Raw genomic sequence first — 22,036 nt, 5'->3', positions numbered from 1 at the left:
CGGACGACTGCTGGAACGTTGCGTGTGATAGGGGGAAGTGTGCTCCGCGAAGGAGAGATATTCGCAGGGTACGTGATTCAGCGGGCCTTGGGGCACGGCGGCACTGGTGCGGTGTATCTCGCGCGCCACCCACGCCTTCCGCGTTGGGTCGCTCTGAAGCTGCTGAAGCGGGAGCTGTTCTCCGACAGCGATAGTGCGGCCCGCTTCGAGCGTGAAGCCGATGTGGTGGCCGGTCTCGACCATCCGGGCATCGTCACGGTATTCGACCGTGGAGTGGAGGGGGATCAGCGCTGGATCTCGATGCCTTACATCGACGGTGTCGATGCGAGTTCGCTCGGTCCGGCGGTCTTGTCGGCCGAACAGGCCATCTGGGTGATCGGGCAGGTCGCGGAGGCACTGGACTACGCCCACGGCGTGGGCGTTCTGCATCGGGATGTGAAACCGGGGAATATTCTTCTTGCGCAGGCGAATGGACAGATCGAACGAGTTCTCCTCGCAGACTTCGGTATTGCTCGTCTACGGGATGACACTCGCAACCTGACCCATACCGGCGAGATCAACGCGACGCTTGCGTTTGCGTCGCCGGAGCAGATCACTGCCGCAGCCGTGGATAGCCGGGCCGATCAGTATTCGTTGGCTTGTACGTTGTACTGGCTGCTCTCCGGGCAAGCACCTTTCGGATCGGGCAACCCCGCGGCGGTGATCAAGGGTCATTTGCAGGACCGGCCACCGGCGGTTCGGGGACTCCGTCCGGATCTGCCACCTGCGCTCGACACCGTATTGGCCCAGGCACTGGCGAAGCGGCCGCAGGAGAGGTTTGCCTCATGTTCGGAACTGGCCGCTGCCGCATGGCAATCGCTTGCGACTTCGGGTGCGGCGCAGATCCACGCCGACGACGTTGCTCCACGAGCGTCGGTTGCCGCCGTCCTGCCGGCAGCGCAACCGCGGTCGGCGATGCCCGGTCCGGTGTGGCAGGGTCTTGATCGCCCCGCCGGCACGTCGAGTCCGAACACCGGAGCGGTGCACAGGAGAGCCCTGATCGGGATCGGGTTCCTGCTCACCATTGTGATCGGGGTTGGTGCCGGCGTCGCTGCCGGGATGTTCACCGAGAGCTCACATTCGAAGGCCACGTCCTCGAGGGTCACCATGTCGGCACAGGCGCCGGACCCGGCGGATCAGAAGATATACGACGAGTGGCGGGGATCGCTGGACGCCATGAGCGCGGCATTCCCGGGTATGGTCCAGCCCGCCGGAAGCGGGGGGAAGCATGGATACCTGAACGCGGAGTGCCTCCCCGCGGCTGGATTCCATGCCGGACATTCTTCGCCCCAGCGAATCGCCATGAAAGACTGGCTGGCGGACTGGGATTGCGCCGGTGGTGACGGTGAGGCCGCGTTCAACATCTACTCGTACCGGTCGCCCGCTGCCGTCCAGGCGGTCGTCGATGCTTTACCGGCGAACGAAAAGTCCATGGACCTCAAGGATGGAAAAACATACACGAACTACAGATATTTCACGACCGATAACGGTTTCGATTACGCAAATTTGATGACTACATTTCCCGGTGATCCGCAGCGACGCAACTTCATCTTGTTGGTCGGCCCGAAGATGTCGGGTCGAGACAAGATGGACAAGATTGTGAGCTGGTGGCAGGCTGCGCCGATCGGTTGAGTGAGTCCGGCCGAGACGGTTCAACGGCGCTGGACGTCAGCAGAATTCGTTGATCGCGGCGTTCAGTCTGTGCGTGAGAACTCCTGTTGCACTTCCATCATGCGCGTGACTTCCCGGCATATGTCATCGGTCGATGAGGGATCGATGCGAAACTCGTTGTACTGTTCGCGATAGGTGTACCGTCCGTCGCCCTCCACGTCGAACCAGCTCAGGTATTGCGGGGGATAGGGGCGGGGGTCCTCCAGTCCGCAACGGACTTCTATGTGACCGGAGCCCATCCGAGGTGCCTGCAGCAGCTTCTTCATCCTGTCGGTGGTGGTTTCCTTTGTACCCGTCCAGGATTCGAGATCGGTGCGGATCCGATCGAGGCTCTCGACCATGGCCGGGCGCCGACCGGCCGGAAGACTGCCGAGAACAGCGGCGAACACCTTCGTAGCGATGGCAGACGAACCGAACTCGATCACCACATTGCCGCCATGCTCTTCCACCGGGCCGGGTCTCTGAACCAGCGTCACCCCCGCCGCCGTATCGATTCCGGCATAAAACCGCACTGGCCGCTTACGAGCCCCTATGAGAAGCAACGACATCGGAGGGTTCGATACGAGTCGTAAGGCTGCCGACAAGTCCGGATCGAACCCTCTCGGCATCCGCAACCTGAATTCTGAATGCATGCGGTCGTAATCGCTCTGCCACTCCGCCGATGAGCGCAACTGCAACGGAAACGGATACCGATCCCTATCGGTCTCCTTCCAGACATGCATGAACTCGTCAGGAGTGAACTCCCACTTCACCGACTGCGCTCCTGATCCTCCGGACGGAACTGTGCCGCTGGAATATCGGCGCCGATGGCTCCCCCCAGGGTGGGGCCCTGCCGACCGAACAGCTCCTCTTCTCGATCCATGATGAGGTAGTCGGGCGTCTTGTGCTCCCGCTCGGACTCGTCCTTCTTGCCGGTGCCACCCATACCGCCCATGCCGGGCATGCCGCCGAGTCCGGGCTGACCAGGCCGGGCGCCGAAAGCGCTTGCGGCAGCGGGGTTTCCCCCGCCAGGCACGCCGGGGATGCTCCGGCCCGGTCCGCCCGATTGGGTGCCACTCGAACCGCCGTGCGTGCCATAGGAGCCGACACCGGATCCCGGTCCGCCGCCGTATCCCGCGGCATTGGTGGAATCGAATCCGGACGGGCGCGTATCGCTGCCGGGAAGGGACGACGTAGCGGGGTTCGATGCGTTCTGGCTGCCAGGCTGATTGGAGCTCAGCCCGGACTGGGATGCGCTGGCAGGGTCGGTCTGTTGTGAAGCGTCCGGATCGGACTTGTCGGTGGAATCACCCGGTTTGTGCTCGTTCCCCTCGGAATTGGGGCCACCCGGATTGCCTGCATTGTTTATGCCGTTGCCGCTGTTCGATAGTCCGCTGTTGGGACTGTTCGTGCCGTCACCACCAGGATTATCGACCGGAACGAAGGTGGGGACACCGTCGCCCGCAGGCCGGTACGTGGGGTCGTAGTTGTTGTGCATGGCGTCGATCGCCAGTTGGAGCTTCTCGGCATCGGCCTTGCCCTTGTCGATCGTCGGAGCCGGCGGCGCGGCGCCGAGTGCCAACGTCAGTACATCTGCCGCAGTGGTGGCGGGCGCCGACGTCGTATCGGGTGGGGGCACGGCCAATTTGGCTGCCTCGGCACCGTAGGCCGCAGCGGTGATTCGGGCGCCGACCGTGGTGATGACCTCCTGGACATCGGTGGCCTGCTGCACGAACTTCTTAGCGGCGTCGGCAGCGGCGCCGGCGAACTGGCCGTGAAAGCCGTCCGACAGCTCTTTCTGGATAGATATGTTCAGACCGAATAAGCCGCCGCCTAGTGCGGCGGCGATATTATGCCAGCTTTTTGCATGGTCATGCATTACATCCGACTTGATGCTGTTGACCATTGTGTATATCGTCTGATGGTCAAGTCTTTCCCAAGGTTCCAAATCTTTGATATACGACGGATCCGTGCTTTGGTGGTGAATGCCTTGCTGGACTTGCTGCGCGCCGCGTTGGGCCTGGTCTGCGGACTTCCGATCCTCTACCGCCCTCACGTTGATGCCGAGAAGTGGGGTCAAAATGGCTGCGCCAGGGTCGGATTGATTGTCTGTGCCCACGATCAGTTATCCTTACCGATCTCGGACTCGATATTTGATGCAATATTCAGCAAGTTCTCGCACGGCCGGGTAACTTGCGGATCATTCGATGAAACTGCAACTTGCGCAAATCCTACTTTGGTGCGGAGGTCGATCTGGCACATACTTTGCACCTGCGGGTCGCGAACCCACATGGCTTCACGGCCGTTTATGGTCACCGGCTCACTGTAGCTGCGCACCTTGGTCAGGTCTTCATCCCAGGTCGCGTTACCAGAGTTCACCAAAAGCGAGTTGTAGTTGATCGAACTTCCGGAATTGGAATCGAAACTGCAAGTAAGAAAGCTGATTTCGGCGATCTGATCGTGACCACGCTTTCGAGTGCTCGGATCGAATCCCGATTTTCGAACCGTGTCGTCACTGATCCAGGTGCATGGATCGAAGACTATCGCCGGCCTCCCGCTGGTCATGTGCACGTCATGCTGAGACGGCGGCTGCAGCTTTGAATTCGTCAGGGTCGGGCGCGTTGCTACTGAGCGCGGAGAAGGTTGTGTGGTGCTGTCCGGTGATGCCGAACTTCCGCCGTTGTCCGTGCATCCGCTGAGCGCCGACACTGCTGCCACTGCCACGGCAGCCGCGAAGATCGAAGATCGGATCGCTGTCATTTGCTGCCCCCTGATATGGCACCTTCGATCGCGTGCGCGTTCGCGGCTTCTGTGTCGTCGATAAGTTGTGCGGCCCGCAGGTAGGCCGCGGCCATCGTGAGCGCCGCAGTTTTCATGCTATTCAATGCGTCGATCAGGCTCGACGCTTTCGAAGAGAATCCGGACTGGAGGTCCTTGGCCGATTGGAAGTCGCCGAAACCTGTCAGCTGCGTCAGGAGCTGGGCGCTCTTGATCTGCGGATTGATCGTTGTTCCTATGAATCGAACGTAAACGTTCGCGCATCTCCGTGCGGCCTCAGGCTCCATCTTGAAGGTGCCCGCCGTCGCCTCCTGGTACAGAGCGTTCGCAGTCGACTGTCCTACATCCACCGACGTCCCTCCCTTGCTTGTCCCGCTCACCTTACTGGACGCTCGGTGAGGGCTCGCGGTTCCCTCGACTGCGCGATCTGCTGTGCGGACCGCGCGAAAGATGCAATCCTTGCTGGGATTATGCGGGGATCGAATGAGATTCCGTGATGGTGGGGCAGTGGGGGATTGCGTGGTGATGTGCTGCCACGATCGAAGCGAACCTGAAGGGAGGCAGGCATGTCGGAGTGTGGGTCCACGTTGCCCAGGCGGCAGCTCGGGCGGTATCTGCGCAACGGGCGCGAGGAGTGCGGGTTGACGCTGCATCAGGCTGCGGCGCTGATTCAGCGCAGTGCGAGTACGTTGCAGCGGATCGAGCGGGGGATGGTGGCCCATCTGCGGGAGGTGGACACCGATGCTCTGTGCAAGGTCTACGGGTTCGAAGGCGAGCAGGTGGTCGCCATGAAAGCCCTTGCAGTACATGGCAATGAGTTGAGCTGGTGGTGTGAGTTCGGCGACGTCATTCCGGAAAACTTCGACTTCTATGTCGGGTTGGAGGCCTCAGCTCGTAGTTTGAAGACTTACGAGCCAGAACTTGTCCCTGGACTGCTCCAAACGCCTGCGTACGCCAGCGCGATGTTCGGAACTGCTCATCCGACCGACACCGCTGAGGAACATGCCAGGCGCGTCCAATTGCGTATGCGTAGGCAGACCAGGATCACGCGCAAGTATCAACCGGCTGAACTCGACGTGATCCTCCGGGAATCAGCCTTGCGATGCGTCGTAGGTGGACCGAAAGTGATGTCTGCACAGCTGAAGCACCTCGCGGACATGGGATGTCGTCCGAACGTCAACGTGCAAGTACTGCCCGATCGGGCTGGCTTCCCGCTAGGTGAGGCGGTGGGTTCGTTCGTGCTTCTCGACTTCGGTACCGACCGAAGCGGGCAGACCATAGAACCGCCGGTCGTCTACGTCGAAGGTTTCATCGGGGATTTGTATCTCGAAAAACCACTAGCGGTGCAGCGGTACCATCAGGCCTACGAAGGTCTCCGGCGAAGCGTGATGGATCCGGCCGCGAGCCGATCCCTGCTCCGGCAGATAGCGAGGGAGTACGTCTGATGGTTGTCGATCTATCGAATGCGCAGTGGTTCAAGAGCAGTCGTAGCGGAGGGTCGAAGAACTGCGTCGAAGTGGCGTTCTTGCCGGATAATGCTGTAGGCGTGCGAGATTCGAAGGACTGCACCGGACCGGCGCTGATCTTCGCTGCTGCTGAGTGGTCCGCGTTCACCACAGCAGTAGCAAGCGGCGACCTCGACCGGTGAGTAGCGCGACGTCGAACTTGCGATTTGAATTGGAATTCATTACGGCGCGTAGAACCGGGCGATCTCGGCGAGTAGCCGTTCGGAACTGGTTCTCATCGCGTTCAGGGTCATGCCTGCGACGTGAGGGCTGAGTGTCGTATTTGCGTTCGATGCCAGTACCGAGCTGAAAGGCTTTCCCTCCCTGGCGAATACGTCGACGGCGACGTGGCCCGGACCGCAGCTGGGGTCGCGCAATGCCGCGTCCAGGGCGTCCTCGGGAACCACCTGTTCCCGCGATGTGTTGACCAGTACCGCCCCCGGCTTCATCCACCGCAGCTCCCGCGCGCCGATGAGCCCGGTAGTCGCGGGGGTGGCCGGCACATGAACCGAGATGATGTCGCAGCTGGTCACAAGGGCGCGCAGGTTCTCGGCGCGGTATGCAGGCCATTGTGCCGCCTCTTCGGCAGTGAAGCGCGGTGACCCGTGAACCCACACCTCCGCCCCGAACGGCCCGAGACGTTCCGCCACCGCCCGTGCGATCGCTCCACTGCCGACAAGTCCCACCCGCGAATCCGACAGGCTCCGAACGGGAATACCGTCGACTGCAGTGCCCCAGTCGCCGGCACGTAGAGCTCTGTCCCGCTTACTGATTCCGCGGAGAGCGTCGAGCATGAGCCCGATCGTCAACTCGGCAACGGCACCGGCATTCGCGGCCGGGGTAGACAGGACCGTGACTCCCAAGTCGTCGGCAGCACCGAGATCGATACTGTCCAGACCGGACGCGGCCTTGGCAACCAATCGCAGTGGTTGTCCGTGCCGCTCGTTTGTCACCTGCTCGAAGACGTTGCGGCTCAAAGGGACGCCCGCGCGACATTTCAGCGCGTCGTACCCGCCGCCACGATCGAAGGCTGCCAAGATCTCGTTAGCACTGAACCCATCGAAATCGGCACAGTCCCACCGGTGTTCGATCTCGGAACGAAAAGTGCGGTCCGCAACTCGATGTAGGTTGACCGTCGGGACGAGGCCGAGCTGAGTCAAGCCTTCGAGTTCAGCCACTGTCAACCCGCTCGGCGCGGGATCGATGACAAGAATGCGAGGTTGCGGGGGCGACGGACGTGTCACCAGACCACCCTGTCAGATGAGAGCGGTCTCGGCTCGGCCTTCTCCGTATGGGTGACGCGTCTCGGACCGGTAGGGGCAACGCGGGGTCGGTTCCACTGCGCCTCTCGTCTCGATACGGCCGCTCACTCCACGCTTGCGCCGACCGGCACGACCTGCGATCGTTGGTCACGCGCGGGGGTGTCCACCCACCGGTGTGCATTCGGACGAACCACCGAGATCGCCGGGCGGAACGGAACAATACGGAGGGGATCGTGCTTCTCGAACAGGAACCGGCATCGGTTGCGGCGTGCCGTCACAGCCGGTACGCCACCGGTGGAATCGGATTCGGTGTTCTATGAGTTGGCGCGCGCGACTCGACAGCATCACGGCCGACCACATCTCCGCGCTGCGGCGTACCGAGCAGGAGGTGAGCGAGGTCGACGAGCGAGCGCGTGCGGCGACTGCTCGCATGGGCGAGATGGCAGGCGCAGCCCACAGCGAATCGGAGACGCCGCAGGAGCGGGCCGCGCGGGAAGCGCGGGAGGAACGCGACAGATCGGCGCGGGAGGCCCTAGCACGTACGGCGGCTCTGAGGTCCGAGAAACACGGCGGGGCCAAGCACGCGAGGGACGAGGTCGTACTGCCGGTCGATTGGACCGACGAGGATGAGGCCAGAGCGGAAGGATACGGGCCACCGAAATCTTGGCTTACTTAGCGAGGTTCGAGTGGAGTTGCCCGCTCACGAGCTCGTACATGTACAGAGAGGGGAAGGAAGTCGATGAGCGACTATCTGAGCATGAGCCCGGAAATGGTTCGGCAACAGGCGAATTCGTTTCATGACGCCGCGCAGGCGCTGTCCGACGTATCCGGCTCCTGGGGGACCATGCTGGAACCGGATGCCCTGGGAGAAAACTACAAGACGATCGCCGGCGACATAATCAAAGGCTTCGACCATGTTACGGCGGTCGTGAAAAATTGGTCTGTGGCTTGCGGAGCATTCGGAGATGCGCTCACGCAGAGCGCGGACGTCGTGCAATACACCGACGCCCAATTTGCCGGTGATATCGGCAAGGTGGCGTTCGATAGCGCGGGCGACTTGACGTCCGGTGGAAAGTAGCTGCGGTGGCGGAGAAGGCGAATATCGGGTTGGGTGCCGGCGACGCCGGCGCATGGGTCACCATCGGAGGGAAGGATGTTGACCGATCTGCCAATTGGGCTGGATACGGACACCATGATTCGTCCGATATGGCGGCCAACCGGGCTATTGGTGACGACGATGGTCGGTACGATCCGAACTCGGATGCGGATGGAATCCTTAAAGGCGCTGCGCCTTTCGCGAACTCGGGATACAACTCCGGTCTCAATCCGTTTTACCGTGAATCGGAGGGATGGCTGCATTGGTTCCACCTCGTTCAGGCCAGATATGCCTTTTCGGGGGGAACCTCAGACATCCCAGCTCTGAAAAAAGAAGATGAGATGGACCGCCTGTACAACTTGCAGGCATCCATGCAGCTGAATCACTTGGTCGGCGCGGCTCAGAGGATCTCCAACGCGCTTCCGAAAGTCCGGCAAGCTCACAGCGATCAGCAGCAAGCAACACAGCGACTCGCCGGATGCTGGCAGGGCTCCAGTGGGGAAACCGCGCAAGACAAGCTGGCCAAACTGAACACGTGGGCCGAGGACGTTTCCGATGAACTCGAGCCTTTGCCCGACATTCTTTGTACGGCAGTCGACGAGATCAAGAGCTGTCTACAGCGCAAAGCCGACGCCTTCGCGAAGTTCCAAGGTATCCATCGCATAAACGGCGTGGACATGACCAACGGCAACAGTCACGGCGTCGGTATAAACCTTCGTGACGATGACGACGCCGCAAGTGAGAACGACGACGTCTCGATGATCATCAACTATGCCGCACGTCGTGGAGTCGGGGACCACGCTCGGGCGCGGATCCAGGTCCTTGCCGACAATGGCGTCTTCGGTCCTAACCGGGGTGGGTTGCTGCACTACCTGCCCGCCATGACCGATTCCTCGACGATGGCGGATGGCAGCGGATGCGGCATGACGGTTTTCGATGACAAGGCGCAGGCGCTGTGCGTTGTCTGGCGCAACCACTTTCGTGAAAGTGCCGAGGGCTATTTCAAGGCGTACTCCAACCTGTGCCACGAAACCGATGTCGCGATTCAGGGATACCTGAAGGTTGTCACCGACGCGTTGAACTCGTTCGGACATATACGAAAGCCGCCGCAGCCGGACACTCCTGGAAAGGAAACGCCCTCGCCGGGGCCTTCGACGCCCGCAGGGCCCGCTCCCGGACCTGCCTCGACGACACCGTCGGCGGTCACTCCCACCACGCCGGCAACCGTCACTCCTACGGTGCCGTCCGCAACCAATCCATCTGCGACGCAATTCAATCCGGCTCAGATCCTGTCGTCCTTGGCAAGCCAAGCGAGCCAAACCGTCCAGCAGGGCCTGACCCAGACCCTGCAACAAGGTCTCAGCCAGATCCAAAACGTCGCTCAGCAAGGTTTGGGGTCGCTGGGCAGCAACGTCTCCGGCCTCGGATCTCAGCTGTCCGGCGTCGGTTCTCATCTGACCGACGTGAAGAATCTGCCCGGCTCGAAAGAGCTGGCCAATCTCAGCGCGTTGGGTGGAAACCTCACGGTCACGCAGGCGCCGAACGGCACTATCATTGCGAAAGTTACTGGGCCCGAAGGGAAGTCGCAGGAATACTCAATGGGAATCAAGGATGGTGTGCCGTTCTTGAAGCCCGGGCCGGACGAGTCGGCAGATCCCACCGCGGGCGGACCATCCGACGAAAAGGGTTCGCATCCGGGCGGTGCGCGGTCGTCTGGCCCTGGCCCCGGGCCCGGCGGTGCTTCTGCTGCGGGGTCTTCGGCGCAGTCGTTGACACCTGCGCCTTCGGGAACCGCTACGCCGGGCTCTGTGCCCGGACATGCAGTCGAGCCTCGAACTGATAACTCGAACGCGGGGTCTGGCGCGGGAACGAATGTTCCTGCCGCACCCGGTATGCCGATGAGTGGGATGCCGCACGCGCCGGGAGGCGGCGGTAAATCCGCGCCGGATTCCGAACGTCCACCGAGCGGAATCGTTCCCCCGAAGCCGTTGTGGACTACGGTTCCCGACGCAGGCGGACAGATACCCGACGGTCCCGCAGGGCCGGACGGTCCAGGCCCGGAACTCGCGACGGTCGGTCCGCTGGATGGTGGCGTGCCGCAATCGCCCAGTGCTGGTCCGGAATTGGCCACCGTGGGCCCGCTGGAGAGTGTTCCCTCGGCGCCCACGAGCCCCAGTCAGGCCCACACGACTACCGACTCGCCGCCTCCCGCGGCTGCGCGGCCGTCCACTGCCGGGGTGAGGATCGAAATCGATACCGGTGATGCGAAATGACCGACTACGCGCGAGGACGAAGCAAAGCCGAGGGGTACGGACCGCCGGGCTCGTGACTGCGGTAGCGTGCCGGGTCGGTGCGGTTCGACTCCGCACATAGCAACTGTTCCGGTGCTTCGAAACGGGGGTCAAGGTGCGTTACCTCGCGATGATCGGTGACGCCGGTTCGAGGGTGGGCTGATCCGGCATGGACGACTGGGAGCGCGAGAAGATTCGTGCCGCCAACGACGCCCTGCGAGCAACTTTGGATGGCATCCACAGTGAATTCGACCATGAGCTGGGCGAATTGGAGGGCATCCGGAGCAAACTGGCGGCACTGTCGGTCCGTGCGACTTCGCCCAACGAGCTGGCGCAGGTAACAGTGAACGGTTCCGGGACCGTCACGGAAGTCAAGATCGCCGATGATGCGTTTCGGCGCAGCACGCCTCGGCAGTTGACCGAGGACATCAATGCGGCGATCCGCGGTGGCGTCGAGGCGGTCACGCAGGCTCGCGCCGAGATCCTCGAACCGGTGCAGGCTGTGATCGACGGGATGGTCGGTCTGGATGAGGTCCTGCCGGGTATGCCCAGCATGCGGGAACTGCGCCAACGGTTTTCCGAGCTTCCGTCGACGGAGCAATAGACAGGTGCAGCTGACGTTTCCGTGGAACCGGTACGGCTGCGTGTGCGTCGGAAGAGGGGGACGGAATACGAAGATGAGGGAGTGTGAGTGTGGTTGACTTCTTTGCCGATCCGGAGCGGCTGCGGGCGATAGCGCCGAAGTTCGAGCAGCTCGGCGAGGATGTCGAAACCGCGTTGGAGAAGCTGAGTCAGGGACTCGAGGCCGAGGGACGTTGCTGGGGAGGAGACCGCCCAGGTACGGAGTTCGAGAAAAACTATCCCCAGGAGGGTGACGGCAGCGTCAAGCAGACGCTCGACGAGTTGGGCGCATTGGCGGCCCGGCTCAGGGATACCGGCAACAAGATCACCGGAACCGCGAACCTCGTTCAGAACCAGGATCAGGCCAGTGCAGACAGCATAGGCAAGGTATAGCGGGGGAACTAACTCGTGACACTGTGGCGGCCTCCTCAAATTCCATACCTGTCGGATTTTCTGTTCGGTCATTGGCCCGACGGCGACGAAGACGCTATGCGCCGCGCGGCAGGGCACTGGTCGGATATGGCCAAAGCGCTGGAGGAGTTGAAGCAACCAGCCGACCTGGCAATGGTCGGTGCGCTCGACGCGATCGACGGCAAGGCCCATTCCGCGATGTCGAGTTATTGGCAGAATATTTCCGGCGGTGACGGCGGTGAGCTGCAACGTCTCATCGACACCTGCAACAGCTTCGCCGAGCAGCTCGAGCACGGTGCCACCGACATCGAACACACCAAGCTGACCATCTACATCTCGGCGATGGTCATGGTCGCGATGACCGCGTGGTCGTGGGTTCCCGGCGCCGGGCAGGTAGGCGAGGTGGCGGCGGCCGCCGCCGTCAAGGTGACGATTCGCGCGGCGGTGGAGAAGCTGCTGACCGAAATCGCGACCAAGGGGGCTGCCTTCGTTGCCCGGCGTCTCGCGATGCGCGTGGGAACCAAGGTAGCGACCCAGGCGGTGATCGGTGCCGGCATCGGGGCGGGGACCGACGCTGCCGCGCAAGGCATTCAGTTGGCTGCCGGCCACCGCCAAGACGGATTCGATCTGGCCGGCTTCTTCCGGGCAACGGGAGCCGGGGCCGTCGCCGGAGGTGTCACCGGCCCGATGAGCGAAGGCATCGGCGGCAATCTCGCCGGACGGCTCGCCGGCGGGGCCGAACCGGGACTGGTCGCCGGATTGGTCGGCAAGAACGTGGCGGAGGTGCCGGCCAACGTCGTCGGCAATGCCGCCGCTCAGTTGGCGACCAACCCCGATCATTCGATAGACCCCGGCACATTGCTGGAGGGCGCCGGAGGTGGCCTCGCCAACAAGCCTGGGGCGCACAACGCGCCGCACGGTGACCCTGCGACGAGCCCGCATACCGAGCCGACACCCGACAAGCCCGCCGCCGGCAGCTCGGACCATCCGTCGCCCGCTGATCTGCCTCCGCGGCCTTCGTCCTCGGAGGTGGGGACTCCGTTCGCAGCCGACGGCACACATCCCTCCGGCACCCATCCGGATCCTGGGACTGTGCAGGCAGAAGCCCCTCCCGCCCCGCCCCAGGGAAACGGTACCGATCATGCGGCCACCGTCGCGGCCGGGCACGAAACACCTGTTGCGGCCCAACCCGACTCGAACGGCGCGAGCCAGGCCGGTGATTCCAAACCTCCGACCGAAGTGCGGTCGAACGCCGGGCCACAGCCGAGTCCCGAGCCGGGATCGACGAATCAGCCGGCCCCGGCACAGGCGGCGACGCCGTCACCCGATCGTTCCGCCCCGCCATCGCAACCGCAGGCTCCCAACGCTGGGCCGCTAGGGGATCGGCAGATGCCTGCGGCCCGCCCGGCGCCGGATGGCGCAGCGCGACCGGATGCGCAAACTCCCGCTACGGATCGCGGTGCACCGCAGCGGGTTCCGGAATCTTCGCGATCGCTGATCGCCGACGCGCCCGGGCACCGGACTACCGAACCGCCGGCAGCAGGCGCCACACCTCGCCCGGAGGCCACTCCCGCTCGGCCGGGCCATACCGATACGCCCGCTCGACCGGATGCCGCCGTCCGAGCTGTTCCCGACTCGTCGCATCGTCCGCCGGTTGCCCCGGAGCGGCCGTCGGGCACACCGGTGCGTCCGGAAAGTCCTCACACGCCGGCCCGCCCAGCTCACCAGTCGAGCCCGCGGAATCCCGGAGAACTGCAGCGCACTTCTGACTCCACTCAACGAACCGACGCCCCGGCCCCGCATGATCCGGGTAGGGAAGCGGCTGCTCGTTCCCCGGAGCCTGGCGGCGCGCACCCGGATTCTCGAGGCGGCGATCACGCACCCGGAGATGTTCCGCGACAAGATGTATCGAACCGGCAGGACCACCAGTCGAACGGCTCATCCGATCGAGCGGATTCGATTGGCACTCGAAGCGATAGCGCGCAGCAACCGCAACCGGTTCCGGTTGGCGTTGCGACCCCCCTGCACACCCCCACCGCCGAGCGCCCCGTGGATCCGCGGGACGCGAACTCGATCGACCACCCGACGCGCGACGGTATTCCCGACGTCTCCCCAGATGCCTATTCCGGCGGTGTGATCCGGCCGCGCGATGATTTCGCGGCATTCGAGTGGGCTGATGACGCGTATGAACGCTTCCGCGGTGATGATAGCGATATTCACCACATGGCCAGGGTCTTGGCCGATCATCCACGCGAGGATGGTAGTCACTTTTCGGCAGAGGACATTCAACAGATCAAGAATCACCTGTTCCGCGAGGAACATCCGATTCGGGACTACGACGGCGAAATCGTTCATCGGCGCTACGATGCAGACCCGGATATCGCGGAGGCGTGGATCAGGGTGAGATCCGGTCGGCCCGATCCGGCGGACCTGGTGCTGCTGGAACATGAGCTGGCGGAGTCGAACTACTACCGTGACCATCCGGGCGCCCTGTATCAGGACGCTCACGCACATGCCAATATCGACCACAACTGGGCCGAAGTCGCCGCGGGACGCTCGGGCGAACGGTACGACACCTTCTGGGGACCACACGATGGCACTGCTGATCTACTACAGCCGAATCAGGGACGACCTGGACGAGGTGGAGTACCGGTTCGGGGAGACGAGAGAAGCCCTGGATCGCACCCTGACGATCGACAAGGCGAACAACACCCCCCACACGGACCAACCGGAGGACGTGATCTTCCGGTCGGCCGCGGGCCAGATCATGCTCCGGGCGAAACGCGAGAAGCAGTGGCCCCGGAACGGAGTAATCGCGTCCTGAGGGATGGCGAGGACGACCGAGACCAGACGGGTGTCGATGGCCCTGTACGTGATCTACCGGAAGACAGCGGAAACCGAGACCGAGGTGACCTACCGGTTCGGGAGCAGCGAGACGGAACTGAACCGCGAGCTGGTGATCGAGAAGCACGGCCCGGCCGTCAAAGCGGCGGACGCAACGATCGACTCGCTGGTGATGAAAGTAGCCGGACGCATTCTGGCGCGGAAGGGGAACGACCCGAACTGGCCGGGCGGGGACGGGATTCAAGCCTGAGCGGTGGGGATGATGAGCCTCGGAAACTTGACGGGCCGGCAGATCGACCACCGGATATCGCCGGACTCCGCGATCTTTTCCGATCGAACGCTGACAGCGGGAACAACCGTGCCGAGCGGCCGGGTAGCACGTGGGATCTGGTGTACGAGGAGGCTTTCGAAGCCCAGCCCCTACCGAATCTGACTCCGGACGGCAAACTGCCGGTCGAAGGCAAGCCCTTCCATGCGAATCCGCACTTCCGGGACGAGACCGCCGCGGAGCGGCATGCCGTAGCGAATCCCCGCGTGATGGAGGATGTTCGGGCAATTCGGGGCCGGGGTATCGACAACCCGGAAATCCATCGCCTGACCGATCCTGAACTCGGCGTCATCCGGTCCTACCAGAAGATGGCCGTATGTGAACGCCTCAACCTCGCGACCCGCGAAGGGTCCGCCCGAGCATTGCGAGATTCGGACACGGAAATCCGGGCTCTCGTCAGTGCCCTCAACAAGTTGCCCGACTATCGAGGCAGCGTGCGTCGCGGAATCTCGATCGACGACCCCGCGAAGTTGGCGATGTTTCTGGAGGCGTACGGGGTCGGAAAGACGCCGACCGACCACGGATTCGCCTCCTCGGACAAGAACGCTTCTGCTGGCGGAAACATCGAACTGATCATCGAATCCCGCCATGGCAAGGACATCTCCTGGGCGAGTAGCCAGCAGAATGAGGTCGTCTTCCCACCCGGGCACAGGTTCTCTGTCGAGAGCCGGGTTTTCGATCGCGAGAACAACAAGTACATCATCCGATTGACAGATCTAGGTAGGAGTTCTGATGGCGATCAGCCCAGAAGAAATGGAGCGCATAGCGCGGGAAATTCTCGGACCGACCTTGAGGGACGAGAACGTATCCCCGGAGGTTCGCGCCGCGACGGATCGCGATCTGGCCTGGCTGGCGGAAATGGACGCCAACGCGGCCTCGGAAGCCACCGAGGATCAGAAGAAGATCTGGCAGGCGTGGGGCGATTCGGAACTGAGGCGGATCGAGCGGGAGCGCGGCGAGCAGCAGAAGTAGATTCCTATTCGACTGCGGCTCAGGAGAATTCATTCGGCCGAACCGGCTCAACCCGGGGAGGCGGACTCCCTCGCTCGGTGTCAGATTTCGGTGCTCCGCACCAGGATCATGCGCAGGGAGGGTTTCGGGCGCCCGAGTCCGACATTCCGTATTCGGAACATGCACGTGCCGACTTGCGGGCGCCCCGGTCGAATCTCCCGCGTTCCGATCACGCGCGTGCTGGGTGGCCAGCGCCTGATTCGAACACACCTGGGCGGCTTGACGCCCCGGGTGGGCCCCAGCGTCCCCCCACGACCAGTGAACCCATTCAGGCCCATTCCGTCACACCTCGCACACCCACCGAATCTCACCCGTCCGCGCCGCGTCCGGACCCCGCCCCGCGGCCACGGGAGAGCGACCTGGCTTCGCCGCACCGTCCGGGACCGACCCGCGCTGTAAAGCCGTCGCACTCAGATACCGCTCCGTCGTCACGCCCGAGCGAGTCGGCTCGCTCGGATGGCCCTGGGGTCGGTCGCCAACCACCTCGAAGCGAATCATCCGCACCGCAACGCGACCGCGCGGTCGGCAGGACAGACCGGCAAGGCGAGCGGCCCTTTTCGGTGCGCCGCTCGGCTGATGACTCGGGGCGACCTATCTCGAGCCTGGTCGTCCGCGTACACCTCGATCAAGGCCCCGGGGTGTCGAACCAGCATATGCGCGATGTAGCGCAAGCTGCCTGGGCCGCGGCGGCAGAGATCACGGGTCCACATCAACGTCTGCCGTGGGGCGATCGACCGCGTCTGCACGTCGAGTTCGTCGCTGACCCGGCTCTTGCGGATCTACACGCGGCCGTCGCTCACAGCGGTGGTACCGAACATGGAATCTGGCCGACCGGCGCGTCACCGGAGGCTCTGGCCGGGCGTTTGCGCGAACATCTCGGCCTTCCTGCTGACCATGACGGGCAAGTGTCGTTGAATGCCAGCGATCTTCAGCGACTGAGTGACCGAATCGCCGACACGAATACCGATGCGCCACTACGCGGACTGCCGGAAACCCGGGAGCTCGGTCCCGGCAAACTGGCACCTCTCGAAGATCCCTCCTACCAGGAGTACGTGCGAAACGCGCTGCGTGAGGGAGACCGGTTCGCCACCTGGTTCGATCCGCGCACGCACGAGGCGGCAAACTATGTCAACGACGGTGGTCCGGAGGTGCCGGGTCGCCGAAACTCTTGTGGTGACAACATCATGGCCGGATTGTCGTGCTTTTATGGCGATCCCCAGATATCCCATCCGCGTCACCCGGATCTGCTTCCCGACGGAAGTGTCGACCATTGCAGCCCTGAACAGGGAGTAATCGACCGTATCAGCGACTGGCTCGACGCCGACTGGCAGACATTCGGACATCGTGATACCATAAGCGGTTTCGGTGAGTTGCACGACCTCATCGATTCGCTCGGGCCCGGTTCCTCGGCAGCGGTAGCGGTCGGATTCCACGCCCGTGACCCTCGAACCGGGCTGCCGCAATATCACGCCGACGGCAGTCCTGTCATCGAGTCGGGCCACGGCGTCATCGTGGTTTATCCGCGGGATGCCGAAGGCCCGGTGTGGTGGGACCCGCTGATGCGTCAGGCGTCCGACCGTCCGTTCCCGAATCTGGTCGCCGACGCGGCCAGTCTGCACGCCATTCCACTCACCCAGGATGCGAGACCGTATGTCCCTCAGTCAGATTCACACTCCCGAGGAAGCGGAACGGTACCTGGCCGACGCGCTGGGCACGAGCCGGAAGTACCGGATGTACCCGTTCGAACTGGGTTGGGTGATCTACCCGATCCTGTCCGAACAGGAGATCGGTCAGGGCCGGCATATCGGCCTGTCGAAGATGGTGCTCGACGCCCGGACCGGAGTGATCACCGAACTCCCGAGCCTGCCGGTCGAAACGGTGGCCCAGATGTACACGGCAGCGATCCGAGAAGGTACCCGGATGCCCGGCGGGCAGATCTACCCCCCGCGAACTCGCCTGCACCTCAGCCTCATTCGGGACAACCCGGCCACAGTCGAGTACCTGATCCGACCAGAATCGACAACCGAGCCGCGGCCGACCGCGGACTACCTGCTGGTGATCGACAAGGACACCCGGATGCCCCAGCCGCCCGGAACCATGAACATGATGGCGGCGGCGTGGATCGACCATCGCCGACGCACGGACGGGACCTGGCCCAGCCAGGGGATCACTCAGTACTAGGCGGTGACCGCGATGTGGCGCCTTTCGGGGGTGACCGCGATGTGGCGCCCCCAGCGCGTGACCGCGATTTCGCGCCGCTCGGAGGCGACCGCGAGTCTGCGCCCGGCAACAGACATGGTGTCGACGGACGGGAAGAACGACCGGGACCGGACAACCATCACGAGAGTCAGCGCCCTGATTCCGAATCCGCCAAGCCGGCGGATGATCAGGGGGACCCACCCGATCGGTCGACAGAACCCAAGCCGAGCCTGCGTGACTTGTTTCCACCGGACGGTCTGCCGGTCGATCGGGAGCGGGTTCTGCAGTTGCTCCGCCAGGCCGTCGACGGTGAGTATGGCGGGCTGCGCTTCCGCGTCGAAAGCGTATCCCCGGAGGCAACCCCGATGGTCGTCGAGACAGGTATATACGACACACATGGGAATAGAGTCGGACATGCCAATCGGACCTATTCCATACAAGATGGGCATATCACTGCCATGCACAGCTCTTTCAATATCCAGCCAGGTCTCCGAGGTCGGGGATGTGCTACCGAATTCAACAAGGCGATGTTCGATTGGTATGCGCAGTCCGGAGGCGCTGAGGTGAGATTGACTGCCAGTAGCTCCGTGGGATGCTACGCCTGGGCGTCGGCCGGGTTCGATTTTGCGAGCCAACCGGGAGCAGTTCAACATATTCGACCGAACTTGCACAGGGAGATCCGGAGAATGCGTGAGGATCTCGCGCAGTTGGAGCAGGAGCAAATGCAGCGACCCGACACAGAACGAGAGCGCAAAATTGCCGAACTCGCTGATTTGATCAAGGAGGCCAACGGAATCGCTAAACGCTTCTACGAAGGCTCTCCAGATTTTCCTAAACCTGAGGAAATCGCGCGGCTCGGGAAGCCGGCCAACCTCTTACCGGGGGAATCGCGCAACCTGACATGGCCTGGGAAGCGGGTGTTTACAGAACCCAAGGGGGCGGTCTCTTGGCAAGGTGTGAAGATTATCGAGGAGGAGCAGCGGTGAGAGACCCTCGAATCGCTCCCAAGGGCTGGTCGAAGTCCGAAAGAGACCGGCGAAACATGAAGCTCGGGTATTGGCATGACGACTGGGCCGAGAGGTGGGAGGACCGTGTTGAGTTTCGGCCGGAGAACTGGCCGGATGATAGTGATTACAATGTGCATTTCGTTGATGTCGAAGCTCCGGCGGAAGCTCAAGTGGAATTCGGCGATCGTTCGAATGAGATCACTGGCAGCCTTCCGGGAGGCACAAGGAAGCTGTGGATTCCGACCGGGGCCGAGCGCTTGCGTGGCGCTGTGATTTCTGCTGCTGCGGGTGATGCATTCGCGTATTCCTGTGGTCGTGGGCTGTTGAAGACATTTCCCTGGAATACCGGTGGATGGAACAAAGAAAATCTAGCCGACTACCTACCCGAAACGTGGGCGTCTCCCACGTGGATTACTCAGCTGATGGCAAATGCTGCCGAGGGTTTGCTTCGTGCGCTGGGCGGCAGGCGTGCCGGTAATCATGTTGATCCTATTTCGGCGGTGCAGCACGGATTTCAACGTTGGCTTTACGCTATGAAGGAGGATCCCGAGAAAATCGGTATAGTCAACGAGTGGCGTATTTATGGTGGTGTTTATGCTCGTGACGCCGGTGAACACGATGGCCCTGACGGTATTGTCGTCGAGGATTTTGCACTGCAAAGGAACTTCGATCCGGATCCCGCGGTCGTCGATGCGCTGCTAGCCTTCGCGTCCACCGGAATTCGCTCGACCCCTGCTGATCCCAGAAGTGCCGCTCGCGGTGGTGATGTCCTTGTCCGCGCAGCTCTCGCGGCGGTGTGGTCGGAGGATCTGTCGGAAACCTTCGACCTAGCGGTTGCGATTGCCGCGCTGACCCATCCCCACCCCGATGACTACATGGCAGCCGGCGTTTTGGCTGTGGTCCTGCATCAGCAGATTCGTGACCACCCGTTCATGGATTGTCTTTCCGCCGCATACGACGAGTTGGTGCGCAGGCCCGATCACGAGAAGACTCGTGTGATGGTCAACCGTGCGGTGCGCCTCGTCCAGGACGAGCGGCCACCGACAGAGGTGGCGACCTTGCGCTGGCAATTCCCGGATGGTGGCGTGGACGGTGCCGAGGCATTGGGTATCGCGCTCTACTGCGCTATGGCCAGTGACTACCTGCGTGAGGCGCTGCTGATGGCATTGAACTATGCCACGCACCGAAATGAAGTCGCCGCGACAGCGGGCCTGTTGATCGGCGCCGAGTACGGTATTCAGGCCGTCCCCCGCGTCTTCCTGGACCCGATCAAATCAGCGGCCACCCTGGACACTCTTGCCCACGACCTCGCAACCGAACTTCGCGATGTACTCACCGACAAAGAGTGGCTACGCCGTTATCCACCCACGTAGCGTTCGGTGGGGTGTCCTCTGCCAGCCCTTCCGATCGGTGCCGGTCATCACCGCCGCGACCGTCCCATCCGTGACCACCCGAACAAACCCAGCGCGATCGCCAATCCCAATGCGCCGATGATCCCGATCGTCCGGAGGTTCGAGTTGCCGTGGGGCGTCGTGGGCGCGGCGGCGGTCGGGGTGTCGTGGGCGGGCGGGGACGCCAGGGCGACATTGGTGTTCGAGTCCTCGCCGGTGTTGCGGTCGGGCAGGGAGCCGATGTTCGCGCCGGCGGGGAGGGCGAAGGCGTAGTCGAGGAGGCGGGCGGCCTGCTCCGGCGGGCGGATGGGGAGGACGTCGGCCTTGAGCAGGGTGACGACCAGGCGGTGGCCGTTGCGTTCGGCGGCGGTCACGAAGGTTTGCCGGGCGTCGTCGGTGTAGCCGGTCTTGCCGCCCAGGTCACCGTCGTAGTCGTACAGCAGGCGGTTGTCGTTGGCGATGGGGAAGCCGGGGTGGTCCTTGTCGTCGGGGATCTTGGGGTCGGCGGGGTAGCCGGGGAAGTCGTACTGCTCGGTGTGGATGATCGAGGCGAAGGTGGGGTTCCGCATGTCGTGGCGGAAGATCGTGGCCAGGTCGTAGGCCGAGGTGCTCATCCCGGGGCCGTCCAGGCCGGAGGGGGTGGCGGCCCGAGTGTCCATGGCCTGCAACTGTTTTGCCGTCGCGTTCATCTTCGCGACGGTGGCTTCGTCGCCGCCGAGCTGGGTGGCGATGGCATGGGCGGCGTCGTTGCCGGAGCACATCAGCAGCGCGTGGAACAGCTGGTCGTTGGTGTAGCGGCCACCGGGGCCGATGCCGACGCGGGTGCCGTCGGCATTCGCGTCGTCCTGCGTGCCGATCACGACCTGGTTGGGGTCCAGCGCGGGGAGTGCGACCGCGGCCAGCAGCGTCTTGATCGTGGAGGCCGGTCGGTAACGGCCGTGCGGATCCTTCGCGGCCAGCACCTTGCCGGTGTCGAGGTCGGCGACCAGCCAGGCGGTCGCCGAGATGTCGGCGGGCACCGGGGGTGCGCCCGCCGGAACCACCACGCCGCAGCGTCCGAGTTTGTCGCCGCCGATCGGATCCGACGGCACCGGTAGCGGCGACGGCGTCGTACTGCCGGGCGCCGGCACCTCCGAGGTATCGATCGGCGCGGGCGGGGCCGTCTTGTTCGGGCAGGAATCCGTATTCGGGGTGGTGAACGGCGTGGACGGCGGCGCAGGGGCCGCGTCGGCCACGCCGAGCCCGGTGACCGTGGTGGCGCCCAGCAGCCCGGCAGTCAGCACGGCGGCCGCCAGCGAGCGGGATCGGCGGAAGCGGACGGTGCGGGACATGCGGGTGTTCATCGACATGCAGCTTATGCGGCGTTGCGCGATGGTGCCGCGAACACCCGCGCCCGCAAAGTATTGACAGAGGACGTTAAATAAGAGTTACTATCAAAATATAGACACAACCAACTGAATGGACATGTCATGAATTTGCGGAGATCATCGGAATCGCCCGCATCGACCGGGACCGCGGCGCGGGAGGAAGAGGCCGGACGCTCGGTAGCGCCCGCCCGCCCGTCGGCAGCGGACCGCGAACCGCGCACGGTCGATGCGCCTGG

Annotated in this window: 23 protein-coding genes and 2 pseudogenes; 15 read left to right on the top strand and 10 right to left on the bottom strand. The window is 63.3% G+C overall.

Annotation, left to right across the window (positions count from 1 at the left end; all coding sequences use genetic code 11):
• Nucleotides 1-72: 72 nt before the first annotated feature.
• On the top strand, nt 73-1,671 hold the full coding sequence (locus tag NE2_RS23075) for a serine/threonine-protein kinase (RefSeq protein WP_063029342.1): 1,599 nt from the start codon (nt 73-75) through the stop codon (nt 1,669-1,671).
• A gap of 62 nt (nt 1,672-1,733) precedes the next feature.
• Here NE2_RS23075 and NE2_RS35150 read toward each other — a convergent pair whose 3' ends face one another.
• The 4 genes from NE2_RS35150 to NE2_RS23060 are packed head-to-tail and all read right to left on the bottom strand — an operon-like array spanning nt 1,734 to nt 4,817.
• On the bottom strand, nt 1,734-2,462 hold the full coding sequence (locus tag NE2_RS35150; RefSeq protein ID WP_084494263.1) for an ESX secretion-associated protein EspG: 729 nt from the start codon (nt 2,460-2,462) through the stop codon (nt 1,734-1,736).
• Complete coding sequence (locus NE2_RS23065; RefSeq protein WP_146165254.1) at nt 2,459-3,808, bottom strand: hypothetical protein; 1,350 nt, start codon at nt 3,806-3,808, stop codon at nt 2,459-2,461. Before NE2_RS23065 ends, NE2_RS35150 begins: the two co-directional genes overlap by 4 nt.
• 2 nt (nt 3,809-3,810) lie before the next feature.
• Nucleotides 3,811-4,449 carry a DUF3558 domain-containing protein gene (locus NE2_RS35145; protein ID WP_084494262.1) on the bottom strand — a complete coding sequence of 213 codons (639 nt, stop codon included), beginning with the start codon at nt 4,447-4,449 and terminating at the stop codon, nt 3,811-3,813.
• Complete coding sequence (locus NE2_RS23060) at nt 4,446-4,817, bottom strand: hypothetical protein (protein WP_063909462.1); 372 nt, start codon at nt 4,815-4,817, stop codon at nt 4,446-4,448. The genes NE2_RS35145 and NE2_RS23060 overlap by 4 nt, the downstream gene beginning before the upstream one ends.
• A 216-nt stretch (nt 4,818-5,033) precedes the next feature.
• Between NE2_RS23060 and NE2_RS23055 the strand changes: the two genes are divergently transcribed.
• Together NE2_RS23055 and NE2_RS35140 are read left to right on the top strand one after the other, a co-directional pair.
• On the top strand, nt 5,034-5,912 hold the full coding sequence (locus tag NE2_RS23055) for a helix-turn-helix domain-containing protein (protein WP_063029326.1): 879 nt from the start codon (nt 5,034-5,036) through the stop codon (nt 5,910-5,912).
• On the top strand, nt 5,912-6,115 hold the full coding sequence (locus NE2_RS35140) for a DUF397 domain-containing protein (protein ID WP_084494261.1): 204 nt from the start codon (nt 5,912-5,914) through the stop codon (nt 6,113-6,115). The genes NE2_RS23055 and NE2_RS35140 overlap by 1 nt, the downstream gene beginning before the upstream one ends.
• A gap of 39 nt (nt 6,116-6,154) precedes the next feature.
• Here NE2_RS35140 and NE2_RS23050 read toward each other — a convergent pair whose 3' ends face one another.
• Nucleotides 6,155-7,150 (bottom strand): NAD(P)-dependent oxidoreductase, encoded by a 996-nt coding sequence (locus NE2_RS23050; RefSeq protein ID WP_063029324.1) that lies wholly within the window; start codon nt 7,148-7,150, stop codon nt 6,155-6,157.
• Nucleotides 7,151-7,973: 823 nt separating this feature from the next.
• Between NE2_RS23050 and NE2_RS23040 the strand changes: the two genes are divergently transcribed.
• From NE2_RS23040 to NE2_RS37780, 5 genes and pseudogenes are all read left to right on the top strand, one after another.
• On the top strand, nt 7,974-8,312 hold the full coding sequence (locus NE2_RS23040) for a hypothetical protein (protein ID WP_063008267.1): 339 nt from the start codon (nt 7,974-7,976) through the stop codon (nt 8,310-8,312).
• A gap of 5 nt (nt 8,313-8,317) precedes the next feature.
• The gene (locus NE2_RS35885) at nt 8,318-10,603 is read left to right on the top strand and encodes a WXG100 family type VII secretion target (RefSeq protein ID WP_146165253.1); all 2,286 of its coding nucleotides are present in this window, start codon (nt 8,318-8,320) and stop codon (nt 10,601-10,603) included.
• Nucleotides 10,604-10,790: 187 nt separating this feature from the next.
• Nucleotides 10,791-11,225, top strand: a complete 435-nt coding sequence (locus tag NE2_RS23030; protein WP_063029318.1) for a YbaB/EbfC family nucleoid-associated protein — start codon at nt 10,791-10,793, stop codon at nt 11,223-11,225.
• Between the two features lie 83 nt (nt 11,226-11,308).
• A complete protein-coding gene (locus tag NE2_RS23025) occupies nt 11,309-11,635 on the top strand; it encodes a WXG100 family type VII secretion target (RefSeq protein WP_146165252.1) in 327 nt (108 codons plus the stop codon).
• A gap of 96 nt (nt 11,636-11,731) precedes the next feature.
• Nucleotides 11,732-12,025: pseudogene (locus NE2_RS37780) on the top strand (WXG100-like domain-containing protein); the annotation flags it as partial.
• On the opposite strand, the gene NE2_RS36390 reads toward NE2_RS37780, so the two are convergent.
• Together NE2_RS36390 and NE2_RS36385 are read right to left on the bottom strand one after the other, a co-directional pair.
• Nucleotides 11,983-12,129: a hypothetical protein gene (locus tag NE2_RS36390; protein ID WP_167356772.1), complete on the bottom strand. Its 147-nt coding sequence runs from the start codon at nt 12,127-12,129 to the stop codon at nt 11,983-11,985. The pseudogene NE2_RS37780 and the gene NE2_RS36390 overlap by 43 nt on opposite strands.
• Before the next feature lie 1,462 nt (nt 12,130-13,591).
• Nucleotides 13,592-14,008: a hypothetical protein gene (locus NE2_RS36385; protein WP_167356771.1), complete on the bottom strand. Its 417-nt coding sequence runs from the start codon at nt 14,006-14,008 to the stop codon at nt 13,592-13,594.
• A 238-nt stretch (nt 14,009-14,246) separates the two neighbouring features.
• Between NE2_RS36385 and NE2_RS36380 the strand changes: the two genes are divergently transcribed.
• Nucleotides 14,247-14,477, top strand: coding sequence for a hypothetical protein (locus NE2_RS36380; RefSeq protein ID WP_063029310.1), 231 nt, complete (start codon nt 14,247-14,249; stop codon nt 14,475-14,477).
• 36 nt (nt 14,478-14,513) lie between these two features.
• A complete protein-coding gene (locus tag NE2_RS36375; RefSeq protein ID WP_063029308.1) occupies nt 14,514-14,747 on the top strand; it encodes a hypothetical protein in 234 nt (77 codons plus the stop codon).
• A gap of 170 nt (nt 14,748-14,917) precedes the next feature.
• Here the strand turns inward: NE2_RS36375 and NE2_RS36370 are convergent, their stop codons facing one another.
• Nucleotides 14,918-15,415: a hypothetical protein gene (locus tag NE2_RS36370; RefSeq protein WP_167356770.1), complete on the bottom strand. Its 498-nt coding sequence runs from the start codon at nt 15,413-15,415 to the stop codon at nt 14,918-14,920.
• 142 nt (nt 15,416-15,557) lie between these two features.
• On the opposite strand from NE2_RS36370, the gene NE2_RS36365 reads away from it, so the two are divergent.
• The 3 genes and pseudogenes from NE2_RS36365 to NE2_RS37255 all read left to right on the top strand — a co-directional run bounded on the left by NE2_RS36365 (nt 15,558) and on the right by NE2_RS37255 (nt 18,017).
• Nucleotides 15,558-15,797, top strand: coding sequence for a hypothetical protein (locus NE2_RS36365; protein WP_063029304.1), 240 nt, complete (start codon nt 15,558-15,560; stop codon nt 15,795-15,797).
• Between the two features lie 692 nt (nt 15,798-16,489).
• Nucleotides 16,490-17,386, top strand: a pseudogene (locus NE2_RS37815) (toxin glutamine deamidase domain-containing protein); the annotation flags it as partial.
• A gap of 100 nt (nt 17,387-17,486) precedes the next feature.
• Nucleotides 17,487-18,017: an SUKH-4 family immunity protein gene (locus NE2_RS37255; protein ID WP_233429860.1), complete on the top strand. Its 531-nt coding sequence runs from the start codon at nt 17,487-17,489 to the stop codon at nt 18,015-18,017.
• On the opposite strand, the gene NE2_RS37250 is transcribed toward NE2_RS37255, so the two are convergent.
• Nucleotides 18,014-18,175, bottom strand: a complete 162-nt coding sequence (locus NE2_RS37250; protein WP_228816552.1) for a hypothetical protein — start codon at nt 18,173-18,175, stop codon at nt 18,014-18,016. The two genes, NE2_RS37255 and NE2_RS37250, sit on opposite strands and share 4 nt — an antisense overlap.
• Nucleotides 18,176-18,721: 546 nt before the next feature.
• On the opposite strand from NE2_RS37250, the gene NE2_RS37245 reads away from it, so the two are divergent.
• Both NE2_RS37245 and NE2_RS34550 read left to right on the top strand, forming a co-directional pair.
• Nucleotides 18,722-19,021, top strand: coding sequence for a hypothetical protein (locus tag NE2_RS37245; RefSeq protein WP_063029295.1), 300 nt, complete (start codon nt 18,722-18,724; stop codon nt 19,019-19,021).
• A 56-nt stretch (nt 19,022-19,077) separates the two neighbouring features.
• Complete coding sequence (locus tag NE2_RS34550; RefSeq protein WP_063909459.1) at nt 19,078-20,415, top strand: ADP-ribosylglycohydrolase family protein; 1,338 nt, start codon at nt 19,078-19,080, stop codon at nt 20,413-20,415.
• A gap of 47 nt (nt 20,416-20,462) precedes the next feature.
• Here the strand turns inward: NE2_RS34550 and NE2_RS22965 are convergent, their stop codons facing one another.
• The gene (locus NE2_RS22965; protein ID WP_063029433.1) at nt 20,463-21,776 is read right to left on the bottom strand and encodes a serine hydrolase; all 1,314 of its coding nucleotides are present in this window, start codon (nt 21,774-21,776) and stop codon (nt 20,463-20,465) included.
• Nucleotides 21,777-22,036 lie beyond the last annotated feature (260 nt).

The sequence above is a fragment of the Nocardia elegans NBRC 108235 genome (genome assembly GCF_001612845.1).
In the GTDB taxonomy this organism is placed as follows: Bacteria; Actinomycetota; Actinomycetes; order Mycobacteriales; family Mycobacteriaceae; genus Nocardia; species Nocardia nova.
This window is presented reverse-complemented; position numbering and strand designations above follow the sequence as displayed.